Source organism: Marinobacter vulgaris (genome assembly GCF_003344045.1).
GTDB classification, from domain to species: domain Bacteria; phylum Pseudomonadota; class Gammaproteobacteria; order Pseudomonadales; family Oleiphilaceae; genus Marinobacter; species Marinobacter vulgaris.
Window position 1 is genome coordinate 148,835 of the sequence record NZ_QFWX01000007.1, and the last position, 14,267, is coordinate 163,101.

Annotated in this window: 11 protein-coding genes; 8 read left to right on the forward strand and 3 right to left on the reverse strand. The window is 57.9% G+C overall.

What is annotated here, in order from left to right; translation table 11 throughout:
- Positions 1 to 3: 3 nt before the first annotated feature.
- The gene (locus DIT71_RS15930; RefSeq protein ID WP_114614212.1) at positions 4 to 1,653 is read right to left on the reverse strand and encodes a sensor histidine kinase; all 1,650 of its coding nucleotides are present in this window, start codon (positions 1,651 to 1,653) and stop codon (positions 4 to 6) included.
- Between the two features lie 85 nt (positions 1,654 to 1,738).
- Here DIT71_RS15930 and DIT71_RS15935 point away from each other — a divergent pair, with 85 nt between their 5' ends.
- Positions 1,739 to 3,403: an NAD+ synthase gene (locus DIT71_RS15935; protein ID WP_114614213.1), complete on the forward strand. Its 1,665-nt coding sequence runs from the start codon at positions 1,739 to 1,741 to the stop codon at positions 3,401 to 3,403.
- Between the two features lie 39 nt (positions 3,404 to 3,442).
- Here the strand turns inward: DIT71_RS15935 and DIT71_RS15940 are convergent, their stop codons facing one another.
- Positions 3,443 to 4,276: an outer membrane protein assembly factor BamD gene (locus DIT71_RS15940; protein ID WP_114614235.1), complete on the reverse strand. Its 834-nt coding sequence runs from the start codon at positions 4,274 to 4,276 to the stop codon at positions 3,443 to 3,445.
- A gap of 137 nt (positions 4,277 to 4,413) precedes the next feature.
- Between DIT71_RS15940 and rluD the strand changes: the two genes are divergently transcribed.
- From rluD to clpB, 3 genes are all read left to right on the forward strand, one after another.
- Complete coding sequence (rluD, locus tag DIT71_RS15945; protein WP_114614214.1) at positions 4,414 to 5,391, forward strand: 23S rRNA pseudouridine(1911/1915/1917) synthase RluD; 978 nt, start codon at positions 4,414 to 4,416, stop codon at positions 5,389 to 5,391.
- A complete protein-coding gene (gene pgeF, locus DIT71_RS15950) occupies positions 5,381 to 6,124 on the forward strand; it encodes a peptidoglycan editing factor PgeF (RefSeq protein WP_114614215.1) in 744 nt (247 codons plus the stop codon). Before rluD ends, pgeF begins: the two co-directional genes overlap by 11 nt.
- A gap of 143 nt (positions 6,125 to 6,267) precedes the next feature.
- Complete coding sequence (gene clpB / locus DIT71_RS15955) at positions 6,268 to 8,844, forward strand: ATP-dependent chaperone ClpB (RefSeq protein ID WP_114614216.1); 2,577 nt, start codon at positions 6,268 to 6,270, stop codon at positions 8,842 to 8,844.
- Between the two features lie 73 nt (positions 8,845 to 8,917).
- Here the strand turns inward: clpB and DIT71_RS15960 are convergent, their stop codons facing one another.
- On the reverse strand, positions 8,918 to 9,376 hold the full coding sequence (locus DIT71_RS15960) for a DUF4124 domain-containing protein (protein ID WP_114614217.1): 459 nt from the start codon (positions 9,374 to 9,376) through the stop codon (positions 8,918 to 8,920).
- A 495-nt stretch (positions 9,377 to 9,871) separates the two neighbouring features.
- On the opposite strand from DIT71_RS15960, the gene DIT71_RS15965 reads away from it, so the two are divergent.
- From DIT71_RS15965 to pssA, 4 genes are all read left to right on the forward strand, one after another.
- The gene (locus DIT71_RS15965) at positions 9,872 to 11,590 is read left to right on the forward strand and encodes an acetolactate synthase 3 large subunit (protein WP_114614218.1); all 1,719 of its coding nucleotides are present in this window, start codon (positions 9,872 to 9,874) and stop codon (positions 11,588 to 11,590) included.
- A gap of 2 nt (positions 11,591 to 11,592) precedes the next feature.
- Positions 11,593 to 12,084: an acetolactate synthase small subunit gene (ilvN, locus tag DIT71_RS15970; protein ID WP_114614219.1), complete on the forward strand. Its 492-nt coding sequence runs from the start codon at positions 11,593 to 11,595 to the stop codon at positions 12,082 to 12,084.
- Between the two features lie 69 nt (positions 12,085 to 12,153).
- The gene (gene ilvC, locus DIT71_RS15975) at positions 12,154 to 13,170 is read left to right on the forward strand and encodes a ketol-acid reductoisomerase (protein ID WP_114614220.1); all 1,017 of its coding nucleotides are present in this window, start codon (positions 12,154 to 12,156) and stop codon (positions 13,168 to 13,170) included.
- A 90-nt stretch (positions 13,171 to 13,260) separates the two neighbouring features.
- Positions 13,261 to 14,100, forward strand: coding sequence for a CDP-diacylglycerol--serine O-phosphatidyltransferase (gene pssA, locus DIT71_RS15980; RefSeq protein ID WP_114614221.1), 840 nt, complete (start codon positions 13,261 to 13,263; stop codon positions 14,098 to 14,100).
- Positions 14,101 to 14,267 lie beyond the last annotated feature (167 nt).

Consider the following 14,267-nt stretch of genomic DNA (forward strand, 5'->3'; position numbering starts at 1 on the left):
TGGTCATATCATTCGCCCGTGATGGGCAAAGGTAATGCGGAAACAACAGCCGGGCTGGTTGTCGTCCACCAGGGACAGGTGAGCCTGATTAGCCTCGCACAGTTCCCGTGCCAGATAAAGGCCAAGGCCTGTCCCGCTTTTGTCAGTTGTGAAGAACGGCTCAAAAACGGAAGTCCGGTGCTCCGGTGCGATGCCGGGGCCAAAATCCCGAACATCCACGAAGGCTCTTTCACCATCGGCGGTTGCTCCGGCATAGATCACGATTTTGCGCTCGCCGGTGGCCTGTTCACTGTACCGCAAACCGTTATCGCAGAGGTTCACCATTACCTGTTCGATCTGGCTCACATCGAAACGCGCCTGTGGCAGGTTAGCGGCCGTTCGCAATTCAATATGGGGCGGTTGGTGATGGTCATTATCCTGGGTCTGGAGGTAATCATCACGAAATGCTGAAAGCCAGTGGCTGATGTCGATGAGATCGGAATTGGCCGCCCGGCGCCGGGACAGGTCCAGTACGTTTTCGATGATGCCGTTGACCCTGCGGGAGTGCCGCTCAATGATGTCCAGCATCTTGCGGTCGCCCTGATCAAGGTTGGGGGATTCCCCCATTAGCTGCGAGGCGTGGCTGATGGCGCCGAGGGGGTTACGGATTTCGTGGGCAATACCGGCGGTCAGTCGCCCCAGTGAGGCCAGCTTCATCTGCTGTGCCTGCTGTGTCACCTTGCTCATGTCATCGATGAACACCAGGATCTGGTCCCCGCGATCCTGGTCAAGCTGGGTGAAATTTACCTGAACCATGGGGGAGGTGGGTGTGGCCTGGAACGGCTCTGTTCGGCGGCTGGGGTCTTTCAGCCAGGCTTCCAGGCCCATGCGAAGCGGCTGGGGCAGGGTGCGCCCGCGGCTGGTCTGGTGGCTGGCCTCCTCGCTGGCAATGCCGAAAAGCAGTTCCTCGGCGGCCGCGTTGGCCAGGCGAATGTGTCCGAAACGGTCCAGAACAAGAATCCCCGTGCGCATGCGCTGTATGATCTGGCGGTTGATCTGTTCCAGTTCCGCAATACTCCGGGCTCGCGAGCTGGCCAATGCCTCGCTGCGCAGCATGCGCCGGGAAATGTACTGGAGGATGAAGGCGGCTGCGAAGTAGAGGATGCCGAGCGAGCCGGCCCGGACGATTTCATCAGCCGAGTCGCCAAATACCATCACTGACCAGCTGGAGATGCTCAGGGAACAGATTGCAGCCAGTGCCGCGTAGAAGGTGCCAATCCGGGTCGGTGTCAGGATGTTGCCAGCGGCCACGGAAACGATGACCAGGTTGGCCAGGCCGTTGGTAATGCCGGTACTGGTGAGCAGAAGACCATGCAGGATCAGAATATCCATCAGGATCGAGATGGTGATGTGACGGCTTCGTGGCTGGAACCCCGCCAGCATGACCATGGCGAGAAAACCGTTGATGGCCAGGTAGCTGATGACGCCGGCCTGGTAATAGTCCATGGCCCGGAAGCGGGAGTCGAAGTTGATCGGATCGACGAACAACAGCGCGACGAGGATAACGCTGACGACCACCCTGTAATGATTGTAGATGCGAAACAGTCTGCCCCTCTGACTCGCGGGAGGGGCGTCCGCGTAGGGCTGAAGATCAGTTGTCGATGTTTTTGCCATAATCCGATGGGTATCCCGCGAGAATTCTGTTGCCCTGCGGGGTTATAATAGCCTTTTAATGGCAATGAGTTACAGGAGCTGCGTTATGTCCGTGGAAAAGCATCAGTCACCCGGCGGCCAGGTACCGGGAAAACTGAGAGTGGTTATGGCCCAGCTTGATTTTCTGGTGGGCGATATTCCCGGTAACACCGCCAAGGTGATTGAGGCCACCCGCCGCGCGGAGAGAGAGCATCAGGCGGACCTGGTGGTTTTCCCCGAGCTGTGTCTGACGGGCTACCCTCCCGAGGATCTTCTGCTGCGCCCGAGTATGGAGGTGCGCATTGCAGAGGCGCTGGAAGTCCTGCGTGAAGAGAAGCTCGGTCCCGCAATTATCGTGGGAGCCCCGTTACGGGAAGGGGCTTTGCTCTATAACGCCGCGGTGATTGTGGAGCGTGGGGAAATAACCGGCCGCTACTTCAAGCAGTTTCCTCCCAATTATCAGGTGTTTGACGAGAAGCGCTATTTTGCCGATGGCACCGAAACCCTTGTCGTGGACATTCATGGGGTTCCCGTGGGTGTGACCGTGTGCGAGGACATCTGGAGCGACGGCCCGGTGGAGGACGCTGCGGCTGCCGGCGCGAAACTGATCGTCAACCTCAATGCGTCTCCCTACGATATCGACAAGCAGGCACGCCGGAAGGCTCTGATCGAGCGCAAGGCCTGTGAAAACCGTGTCAGTATTGCCTATGTGAACCTGGTGGGCGGCCAGGACGAGCTGGTCTTTGACGGCGGTTCAATGGTCTTCGATCACTCCGGCGTGCTTGCGGCCGAAGCGCCACAGTTCAGTGAAGGGCTCTACCCGGTTGATTTCATCGTTCAGCACCATTGCCAGCCGATTTCACAGCCTGCGATCGCCGAGCCCTCCCTGGAGGAGAATGTCTACAAGGCGCTGGTTCTGGGCGTGCGGGACTACGTCAATAAAAATGGCTTTAAGTCGGTCGTGCTGGGGCTCTCCGGGGGCATTGATTCCGCCGTGACCCTGGCGGTAGCGGTCGATGCCCTGGGCGCGGACCGCGTGCGGGCAGTGATGATGCCTTTCCGGTACACCGCCAGCATGAGTATTGAAGACGCTGAAGCGGAGGCCGTTGCCCTGGGTGTTCGGTATGACGTGTACTCCATTGAGCCCTTGTACGATGCGTTTATGGAAACCCTCGCAGGCCCGTTTGAAGGCACCCGGCCGGATACGACCGAGGAAAACCTGCAGGCGCGGCTGCGGGGCGTATTGCTGATGTCCCTGTCCAACAAATTCGGATCAATGGTGCTGACAACCGGCAATAAAAGCGAAATGGCGGTGGGCTATTCGACCCTCTATGGCGACATGGCCGGCGGCTTTGACGCCCTCAAAGACGTGCCCAAAACCCTGGTGTTTCGTCTTGCCTGGTACCGCAACAGTCTCTCCCCGGTGATCCCCGAGCGGGTTATTACTCGCCCACCGTCAGCAGAGCTGGCGCCCGACCAGAAAGACGAGGACAGCCTGCCGGGCTATGACGTGCTCGACCAGATTCTGAACCTGTATGTGGAGCGTGACCTGAGCGCTGACGCCATCGTGGCCCAGGGTTTTGACAAGGTGGACGTGGACAGGGTCGTGAGGCTGGTGGACATCAACGAATACAAGCGCAGACAGGCGCCAATTGGTGTGCGCATAACCGAGAGGGGGTTTGGCAAGGACCGCCGCTATCCGATCACCAATGGTTGGAAAAGCGGTAATTAGAAAACACGGGCTGCCTGGCGCAGCCCGTGACTGAGTGGTTTACTCGTCGCCCATCAGGCCAAAGGTGACCACGCTGGACAAGGAACGGTCCTTGCGTTTGAGAATGTCCGCCTGAAACTCTCCGTCCTCGTTAAATGCACTGCTGTTGGGAAAGTTATCCTCGAGCATGGCAACAGCATCCGCGGAAGCCTTTTTGAGATCCAGGAAGCGGAAGGTTTCCGCCATGATGATCAGCGCATCCTCAACGGAGGGTGTGGTCGAATAGTTTTCCACCACAAAGCGAGCCCGGTTATTGGCTGCAATATAGGCCTCGCGGCTGATGTAATACTCGGCGGCAAAGAGTTCCAGTTCGGCCAGGCGGTTGCGGATGGCTATCATGCGCTGGCGGGCATCAGGGGCGTATTCGCTGGACGGGTACCGGTTCAGCAGTTCGGAAAAATCACGGAAGGCCTGTCGTTGCTCGCCGGGGTCTCTGGCGCCAACGTCGATGGGGAAGTATCTTGCCGCCAAACCGATATCCAGGTTGTAGGATGCCAGGCCGCGCATATAGAGTGCATAGTCTGCATGATCGCTTTGCGGGTTCAGGCGAAGAAAGCGATCAGCCGCAGCGCGGGCACCCTCGAGATCCAGGTTCTGATAGCGGGCATAAATCAGGTCCAGCTGGGCCTGTTCCGCATAGCGGCCAAACGGGTAATAGGTTTCCAGGTAGTCGAGATTGAGTTCCGCTTCGTTGAAATTGCCCGAGTTCATGGCGTCCCGGGCGTTTTCGTAATAGGTTTCTTCCGGCAGCACTTCTTCCTGCTCATTTGAGGCGCAGGCACTGATCAACAGTGCTGCAGTAGTCACTAGCAGTAATCGAACAACTGATCTCATGCCGGAATCCCGTATAATGGCGAAAATCGAATGGTGAGCCATTGTAACGGGGATCCATGCCCTTGTGCAGTGGCTCTCGCTGTGGAATGGAAATTTCTGACCCAAACGTAACACTTAACACCGGCCCCGGGGGCTCAATGTCATCTGAAAACCGTATTATCGCCAGCTTTTCTGTTCCGCCGGAACACAGCGACCGCCGCCTGGATCAGGCTGCGGCGGAGCTGATGCCGGAGCACTCCCGGTCCCGCTTACAGGGCTGGATCAAAAGCGGGGTACTGACGGTCAACGGGAAAGCCTGCAAGCCTCGGGACAAGGTCATGCTGGGGGACAGGCTTGAACTGGACGCCGAGCCGGAGGCGCAGGTCAGCTGGCAGGCGGAATCGATCTCCCTGGATATCGTCTATGAAGACGAGCACCTGCTGGTGATCAACAAGCCGGCAGGCCTGGTTGTTCATCCTGCCGCAGGCCACGCCGACGGTACCCTGGTCAATGCCCTGCTCAACCATGCCCCGGAAGTGGAAAACCTGCCAAGGGCCGGCATTGTTCACCGCCTTGACAAGGACACGTCCGGAATCATGGTGGTGGCGCGCAGCCTGATTGCTCACACGTCTCTGGTCGACCAGTTGCAGACTCGCACCATGGGGCGGGAGTACGAAGCCATCGTGGTGGGCACACTGACCGGGGGCTCCACGGTAGACGCACCAATCGGCCGTCATCCCCGTGAGCGCAAGAAAATGGCGGTGGTGCCAACGGGCAAGCCGGCGGTTACCCATTATCGTCTGGTCGAGCGCTTCGCTGCCCATACCCATGTGCGGTGCAAGCTTGAGAGTGGCCGCACCCATCAGATACGGGTGCATATGGCCCATGTCAAACATCCCCTGGTTGGCGACCCGCAGTATGGCGGACGGCTTCGTCTCCCGAAAGGCACCACCGACGAGCTCCGCGATGTGCTGGCGGGTTTCCAGCGCCAGGCGCTCCACGCCCGGCAGCTGACACTGCAGCATCCGCAAACCGGCGAGACAATGACCTGGGAGGTGCCCCTGCCCGAGGACATGGAAACGCTACTGGCGGCGCTTCGCAAGCACGTCAAGGATATGGAGCATCATGACTTCTGAGGTGCCTCTCATTATTCCGGACTGGCCTGCACCTTCGTGGGTCAAAGCCGCCTCTACCACCAGGGCCGGCGGCGTAAGCAGGCCCCCATGGGATACCCTGAATTTCGGCACTCACGTCGGCGATTCACCAGAGGATGTGGAGCGCAATCGCCACGTTCTGCATCAACGCCTCGGGTTCGTGGACGAGCGCTTTGGCTGGCTCAACCAGGTACATGGAACGGATGTAGTCGAGTTGCCTGAAGCCGGGGCGGTTCGCGCCGATGCCAGTGTGACATCGCAGCCGGGGAACATCTGCGTGGTCCTGACCGCTGACTGTCTGCCGGTTCTGTTCTGTGACCCCTCAACGGGCCAGGTTGCGGCGGCCCATGCCGGCTGGCGGGGACTGGCTGACGGTGTACTCGAGCAAGTGGTTGCCCGGTTCGCAAACCCTGCCTCGGTGATGGCGTGGTTGGGCCCGGCCATTGGTCCTGATCAGTTCGAAGTTGGCCCCGAGGTGCGGGAGACGTTTTTGCTGAATGATCCGCTGGCGACCTCTGCGTTTGTGCCCAGCCCTGGCCGGGAAAAGCACTACCTGGCGGATATATACCAACTGGCCAGGCAACGACTCGCGGCCGCCGGTGTGCTTGAGGTATATGGCGGAGATTTCTGCACCGTGACAGACCATGAGCGCTTCTTTTCCTACCGTCGGGACGGGCAAACCGGACGGATGGCAAGCCTGATCTACATTTCATGATGCCCGTCAATTTTCTGACACTTCTTCGGTCTGGCCGCTTGAAGTCCCGCCGATTGCCCTTACATTAACTGTCAAAGCAGACCAAATGCCGCCTTTCCAGAAACATTCCGGGCGGCACGACAGATATTAGGGAATCCAGCACCATGAGAATCGACAAACTGACCAGTAAACTGCAAACCGCACTGGCGGACGCCCAGTCCCTGGCGGTGGGTAAGGATCACAACTTCATTGAGCCCGTGCATTTGATGCAGGCACTGATGGACCAGCAGGGCGGTTCCATTAAGCCCTTGCTGAAACAGGCGGGCGCGGAGCCCGGCCGGGTCCGTCAGGCAGTGGCCCAAGAGATCGAAAACCTGCCGGAAGTGCGCGGCTCGGCCGGCGATGTCTCCATGTCCAACGACATGGGGCGGTTGTTCAATATTGCTGACAAACTGGCACAGAAGCGCGGTGACCAGTTCATTTCCAGTGAACTGATGTTGCTGGCCGCGCTGGACGACCGGGGCAGCCTCGGGCGGGTGCTGCGGGAGCAGGGCGTCGACAAGTCTGCCCTGGAAAGCGCCATCGACGAAGTTCGCGGTGGCGAGCCGGTAGACGATGCCTCCGCGGAGGAAAATCGCCAGGCCCTGTCCAAATACACCATTGACCTTACCGAGCGTGCAGAGGCGGGCAAACTGGACCCGGTTATCGGCCGTGATGATGAAATCCGCCGCACCATCCAGGTACTGCAGCGCCGCCGGAAGAATAATCCGGTACTCATTGGTGAGCCCGGCGTCGGTAAGACGGCCATTGTGGAAGGGCTTGCCCAGCGCATCGTGAATGGCGAGGTGCCGGAAGGTCTCAAGAACAAGCGTGTACTGTCGCTGGATATGGGCTCGCTGATTGCGGGTGCCAAGTTCCGTGGCGACTTTGAGGAGCGCCTGAAGGCCGTGCTCAACGAGCTGGCCAAGCAGGAAGGCCAGATCATTCTGTTTATCGATGAAATCCATACCGTGGTGGGCGCTGGCAAAGCCGAAGGCTCCATGGATGCCGGCAACATGCTTAAACCCGCGCTGGCGCGTGGCGAATTGCATTGTGTGGGCGCAACCACTCTGGATGAATACCGCGAGAACATCGAGAAAGACGCGGCCCTTGAACGCCGCTTCCAGAAGGTGCTGGTGTCCGAGCCCAACGAGGAAGACACCATCGCGATCCTTCGTGGCCTCAAGGAGCGCTACGAAGTCCACCACGGTGTGGAAGTGACAGACGGCGCGATCATCGCGGCTGCCAAGCTGTCCCATCGTTACATTGCCGACCGCCAGTTGCCGGACAAGGCCATTGATCTGGTGGACGAGGCGGCGAGCCAGATCCGCATGGAAATGGACTCCAAGCCGGAAGCGCTGGATCGCCTTGAGCGCCGGCTGATCCAGTTGAAAATCGAGCGTGAGGCGCTGAAGAAGGAAACCGATCCGGCTTCCAAGAAACGCCTGTCAGAGCTTTCCGATGTGATCACCGGCGTTGAACGCGAATACGCGGACCTGGAAGAGGTATGGAACACGGAGAAGGCTGCTCTGCACGGCTCTCAGAAGATCAAGAGCCAGCTCGAGCAGGCCCGGATTGACCTCGAGAACGCTCGCCGTGCCGGCGATCTTGGCCGCATGTCCGAATTGCAGTATGGCCAGATTCCGGAGCTGGAACGCCAGCTGGATATGGCAAGCCAGGCGGAAATGATGGAGATGACACTGCTCCGCAACCGCGTGACCGATGAGGAAATCGCCGAAATTGTCTCCAAGTGGACCGGTATTCCGGTCTCGAAGATGCTGGAAGGCGAGCGCGATAAGCTCATGCGCATGGAAGAGGCGCTGCACGACCGTGTCATTGGTCAGGATGAAGCTCTCGAGGCGGTATCCAACGCAGTCCGGCGCTCCCGCGCGGGGCTTTCAGATCCTCACCGTCCGAACGGTTCGTTCCTGTTCCTGGGCCCCACCGGGGTGGGTAAGACAGAGCTTTGCAAGGCGCTGGCATCGTTCCTGTTCGATACCGAAGAGGCCATGGTCAGAATCGATATGTCCGAGTTCATGGAGAAACACTCGGTTGCCCGACTGATTGGTGCGCCTCCCGGTTATGTCGGCTACGAAGAGGGTGGTTACCTGACCGAAGCCGTGCGTCGCCGGCCCTATTCGGTGTTGTTGCTGGACGAGGTTGAGAAGGCACATCCGGATGTTTTCAACATACTGCTGCAGGTACTGGAGGATGGCCGTTTAACGGATGGCCAGGGCAGAACCGTCGACTTCAGGAATACGGTCATCGTGATGACGTCCAACCTGGGTTCCGACATCATCCAGCAGAAAGCGGGTGAAGAGAACTACGAGGCTATGAAGTCGGCAGTTATGGACGAAGTAGGCACTCACTTCCGGCCCGAGTTTATTAACCGGGTGGATGAAGTGGTTGTGTTCCATCCGCTGGCGAAAGGCCAGATCCAGGGCATTGCCCGGGTCCAGATCGAGATCCTCAACAAGCGTCTGCAAGAACAGGACATGAAGCTGGAGCTGGACGATGAAGCCATGGAACTTCTGGCGGAAGTCGGCTATGACCCGGTCTACGGTGCTCGCCCCCTGAAGCGTGCAATCCAGCGGATGATAGAGAACCCGCTGTCGCAAAGGCTGCTTCAGGGAGATTTCCTCTCCGGGGATACCATTCGTGGCACGGTGAAGGATCACGCCCTGGAATTCTCCAAGGCGTGATGACTGAAGCAAAAAAGGCGGAGCAACCTGCTCCGCCTTTTTCGTCTTGATGTCTTGCTACCGCTGGCCCGCTTCAGGCTTCTGACGGTTGCCCGCAATTTTCTTCGGCGATTTCCTCAAACTTTACGCGTTGCTCGTCTATCTCTTCCGGTGACAAATACCGCTGTTCGCCATCCTCTTCCACCCGTATGCGGCTGTTACGCTTGAGGATGCCCAGGTTGCTGCGTGCGGTTTCACAGTTTGCTTCTCGTTGTTTGCGTCGCGCCTTTTCGACGGCGTTTTCCTGCTGCCGCTCAGCCTTTTCGGCTTCCTGGCTTTCAAGCGCTTCGACCTGCTCCTGCGGGCTGGGGCGGCTGTTTTCGGAGCGTTTCCCGGTTCGTATGCTCACGGATTCCGCCTGCTGCCCGGTTGGCTGCCGGTCGCCGAAGTGTGTAACCCCGTTTTCATCGGTCCATTTGTAGACGGAGGCAGCCGAAGACATGGCTGGTGCCGCAACCAGAAGTACTGCCAGGGTGAGAATTTTTCTGTTCATACCTCTACTCATTCCACGTTAGCCTTGTCGGATTGCTGCATTAAACAGCACCACGTCTGTTTAGCCTATGTTTATCATGCCATTTGTAAAGGTAAGATTCCTGGCGCTGGTTCAAATACTTGCGCAAAGCAGGTTAGACCTTTGTCAGTGACAGGCAGAAATACCGCCGTCACTATTGACAGGTAGTTTCGCGCTGTCAAAATTGCAGATCGCCTGAAGACAGGGGCCAATACGGCAGGCAATCCCGTGCGAGTATCCCCCGTTAATGACCACACTGAATGCCCCGCGCAGATCGCGGACTGGTTGTTGCTTATATGCAACCCGTTGATTGGCCGTTCTCCGCAACCCTCAGGAGGGCGGCTGGCCAGGAGACAACCTCTTACGGCTGGTGTGGTGGAGTATCCGGTTCAGCTTTCACAAGAAGCCTGATTCCCGGACATCCAGGCACCCGGGGCTTTTCCCGGCTCATTCACTCGTAGAAGAGGGTAGAACATCGTGGAGTTATTGTCTGGCGCCGATATGCTGATCCGGTCCCTTCAAGATGAAGGCATCGAATACATATATGGCTATCCGGGTGGTGCAGCGCTGCATATTTATGATGCGCTGTTCAGGCAGGACAAAGTCAAACACATTCTGGTGCGTCATGAGCAGGCGGCGGTCCATATGGCCGACGGCTACGCCCGTGCCACCGGATTGCCGGGCACCGTACTGGTGACCTCGGGTCCTGGAGCCACCAACACCATTACCGGCATTGCCACCGCATTTATGGATTCCATTCCCCTGGTGGTTCTTTGCGGTCAGGTTGCATCAACGCTGATTGGCGAAGATGCGTTCCAGGAGACCGACATGATCGGCGTCTCCCGCCCGGTCGTGAAACACAATCTGAGCGTTCGTCACCCGGAGGAAATCCCGGGAATCATCCGCAAGGCCTATTACATCGCCGCAACCGGTCGCCCCGGCCCGGTGGTCGTCGATATCCCCAAGGATATGACCACCCCCAACGAGCGCTACGAATACGTTTTTCCCAAGAAGGTGAAGCTGCGTTCTTACAACCCGGCCATTCGTGGGCACGCAGGTCAGATCAAAAAAGCGGTTGATATGCTGATGGCGGCCAAACGCCCCATTATCTATGCCGGCGGTGGCGTCATTCTTGGCAAGGCCACGGACCAGCTGACCGAGCTGGTCCGGATGCTGGGTTACCCGATTACCAATACCCTGATGGGCATCGGTTGCTATCCGGCTTCCGACAAGCAGCACCTGGGCTGGCTGGGGATGCATGGTACCTATGAATCCAACATGGCCATGCACCACTCCGACCTGATCCTGTGTGTAGGCGCGCGGTTCGACGACAGGGTGACCAACGCCACCGAGAAATTCTGTCCCGGAGCCCGCATCGTTCATATCGATATTGATCCGGCCTCCATTTCCAAAACCATTGATGCGGACGTTCCCATTGTTGGTCCCGTGGATGCGGTGCTCAAGGAAATGATCACCCTCGTCAGGGAGAGCAAGGAAACGCCGGATGCGGACGCGATCGCTGCCTGGTGGAAGCAGATTGAAGAGTGGCGGGCTTTCCACGGCATGCGCTACGAGACCAGTCCGGATGTGATCAAGCCGCAGGAAGTGGTGGAAGCGCTCTGCAGGCTCACCAACGGTGAGGCGTTTGTGACCTCGGACGTGGGGCAGCACCAGATGTTTGCGGCCCAGTACTACAAATTCGACAAGCCCAATCGCTGGATCAACTCCGGTGGCCTCGGCACCATGGGCTTCGGGCTGCCGGCTGCCATGGGCGTCAAACTGACGCACCCGGACGATGATGTGCTCTGCATTACCGGTGAGGGCAGTATCCAGATGAACATTCAGGAGCTGTCCACCTGCAAGCAGTACAACCTGCCGGTAAAAATCATCAATCTGAACAACCAGGCTCTGGGCATGGTCAAGCAGTGGCAGGATATGAACTATGAGTCCCGTCATGCCGAGTCCTATATGGGATCCTTGCCGGATTTCATCAAGCTGGCAGAAGCCTACGGCCACGTCGGTGTGCGTATCGACCGCAAGGAGGATCTGGAGCCCAAGCTCAAAGAAGTGCTGGCGATGAAGGATGATCTGGTATTCGTTGATATCTACGTTGACCGGTTCGAGCACGTCTACCCGATGCAGGTGGCGCGCGGCTCGATGAAGGATATGTGGCTCAGCAAGACGGAGAGGGTCTGATCATGCGTCGAATCATTTCTGTTTTGCTTGAGAACGAACCTGGGGCCCTGTCCCGCGTGGTGGGGCTGTTTTCACAGCGCAACTACAACATAGAAACGCTGACGGTGGCGCCTACCGAGGATGAGACCCTCTCGCGCCTGACGGTCACCACCAGTGGCTCCGACAGGGTTATCGAGCAGATCACCAAGCAGCTCAACAAGCTGATCGAGGTGGTGAAGCTGGTGGACCTTACGGAAGGCGCGCACATCGAGCGTGAGCTGATGCTGGTCAAGCTCAAGGCGACCGGCTCCCAGCGGGCCGAGATCAAGCGTACCGTTGATATCTTCCGCGGCCAGATTGTGGATGTCACCAGTTCTGTTTACACCGTCCAGCTGGCCGGCAATAGCGAAAAGCTGGATGGCTTCATTCAGGCCATCGGAACATCCGGTGTACTTGAGGTCGTCCGCAGTGGCGTCTCCGGCATAGCCCGTGGCGAGAAGGTACTGAGCCTGTAACAGGCGTTGACATCATTCTGTACAATGACGGCCACCAACAGGCCAATACAAAATATATAGAGGTTATACATGCAGGTTTACTACGATAAGGATTGCGATCTTTCCATCATTCAGGGCAAGAAAGTTGCCATCATCGGTTTTGGCTCACAGGGTCACGCGCATGCGTGCAACCTGAAAGAGTCCGGTGTTGATGTCACGGTTGGTCTGCGCCCGGGTTCTTCTTCCATCGCCAAGGCAGAAGCCTATGGCCTGAAAACCAGCGACGTGCCCGCCGCCGTTGCCGCTGCAGATGTGGTTATGGTTCTGACACCGGACGAGTTCCAGGCACAGCTTTACAACGCGGAGATCGAGCCCAACCTCAAGCAGGGTGCCACGCTGGCGTTCGCCCACGGTTTCTCAATTCACTACAACCAGATCGTGCCACGCAAGGATCTGGACGTGATCATGATCGCACCCAAGGCGCCGGGCCACACCGTGCGGACGGAATTCACCCGCGGCGGTGGTATTCCTGACCTGATCGCGATCTTCCAGGACGCATCCGGTAGTGCCAAGAACCTCGCCCTGTCCTATGCCAGCGGTATTGGCGGTGGTCGTACCGGTATCATCGAAACCACCTTCAAGGACGAGACCGAAACCGATCTGTTCGGTGAGCAGGCCGTCCTGTGTGGTGGTACGGTCGAGCTGGTCAAAGCGGCTTTCGAAACCCTGGTTGATGGCGGTTACGAGCCCGAGATGGCTTACTTCGAATGCCTGCACGAGCTCAAGCTGATCGTTGACCTGATGTACGAGGGCGGCATCGCCAACATGAACTACTCCATCTCCAACAACGCGGAGTATGGCGAGTATGTGACTGGCCCGGAGATCATCAACGAGCAGTCCCGTGAAGCCATGCGCAATGCACTCAAGCGCATCCAGACCGGTGAATACGCCAAGATGTTCATTCAGGAAGGCAGCAGCAACTATCCGTCGATGACGGCCCGTCGCCGCATCAATGCCGAGCACCAGATCGAGACCGTAGGTGAAAAGCTGCGCTCCATGATGCCCTGGATCTCTGCGAACAAGATCGTGGACAAAGAGAAAAACTGAGCCGGTTACCCGGTCTGGTTTGAAAAACGCGGCCCGGGTGGCCGCGTTTTTCGTATATACTCCGCCTAAATGCTTTCCGGAGTGAGTGGTATGACTGACGAGAAGAAGCAGACTGAAAAAAACGATGCCCAGGAGTCGGGTCGGCTTACCGGGCACGAACTCGATATTGAGGCCGGGGAGGTGGTCGAGGAAGAGCTTGTTGAAGGTGCCCCGGTGCGTCGCAAGGGCATATACCTTCTGCCCAATGCGTTGACTACCGCGTCACTGTTCTCCGGCTTCTATGCTATTGTCGCCGCCGCCAACGGCGTATTCGACAACGCGGCCATTGCGATCTTTGTCTCCATGATCCTGGATGGCCTAGACGGTCGCGTCGCCAGGCTCACTAATACCCAGAGCAAGTTTGGCGAAGAGTACGACAGCCTCGCTGATATGGTCGCCTTTGGCGTAGCGCCGGGTCTGGTGGCTTTCTTCTGGTCACTGAACAACCTCGGCCAGGTTGGCTGGGCGATAACGTTTATCTACGTGGCTGGTGCTGCTCTGCGGCTGGCACGATTCAATACCCAGATCGGTTCGGTGGATAAAAAGTTCTTTGTTGGCCTGGCCAGTCCTGCTGCGGCTGCTTGCGTTGCCGGACTGGTCTGGTGTTTCCATTCAGTGGAGCCGGCCAGCTGGTTGACCTTGATGACGATCATCATCGTCGGTGGCTGTGGGGTGCTGATGGTCAGCAACATTCTCTACAAGAGCTTCAAAGACCTCGATATGCGAGGTCGGGTGCCATTCGCTGCCATTCTTCTGGTGGTTCTGGTGTTCGTGGTTGTCGCCCTTGACCCGGCAACGGTTCTGTTTATCGGTTTTCTTGCTTACGCGTTGTCGGGACCGGTATTGGCACTTTACAGAAAATCGCGTAAGTCTGAAGGCCAGTCGGCGTAAATTAAGGTCAGAAAACAGGCATCTTGATCGCGGTTTGATCAGCGGTATAGGTGCTAACCGAGACAGTGTAAAAATAGTTCGGTAACCTCGTTGACACATACGCGTGGCTCTGTAGAATGCGCATCTCGTTCGAGGGACACGCCACTGAGGCGGGTCACAAATCGGAC

Bases quoted from the DNA above. Each gene is read 5' to 3' on its own strand.
- DIT71_RS15930 (WP_114614212.1), bottom strand. From the start codon at position 1,653: ATGGCAAAAACATCGACAACTGATCTTCAGCCCTACGCGGACGCCCCT.
- DIT71_RS15935 (WP_114614213.1), top strand. From the start codon at position 1,739: ATGTCCGTGGAAAAGCATCAGTCACCCGGCGGCCAGGTACCGGGAAAA.
- DIT71_RS15940 (WP_114614235.1), bottom strand. From the start codon at position 4,276: ATGAGATCAGTTGTTCGATTACTGCTAGTGACTACTGCAGCACTGTTG.
- rluD (WP_114614214.1), top strand. From the start codon at position 4,414: ATGTCATCTGAAAACCGTATTATCGCCAGCTTTTCTGTTCCGCCGGAA.
- pgeF (WP_114614215.1), top strand. From the start codon at position 5,381: ATGACTTCTGAGGTGCCTCTCATTATTCCGGACTGGCCTGCACCTTCG.
- clpB (WP_114614216.1), top strand. From the start codon at position 6,268: ATGAGAATCGACAAACTGACCAGTAAACTGCAAACCGCACTGGCGGAC.
- DIT71_RS15960 (WP_114614217.1), bottom strand. From the start codon at position 9,376: ATGAACAGAAAAATTCTCACCCTGGCAGTACTTCTGGTTGCGGCACCA.
- ilvN (WP_114614219.1), top strand. From the start codon at position 11,593: ATGCGTCGAATCATTTCTGTTTTGCTTGAGAACGAACCTGGGGCCCTG.
- ilvC (WP_114614220.1), top strand. From the start codon at position 12,154: ATGCAGGTTTACTACGATAAGGATTGCGATCTTTCCATCATTCAGGGC.
- pssA (WP_114614221.1), top strand. From the start codon at position 13,261: ATGACTGACGAGAAGAAGCAGACTGAAAAAAACGATGCCCAGGAGTCG.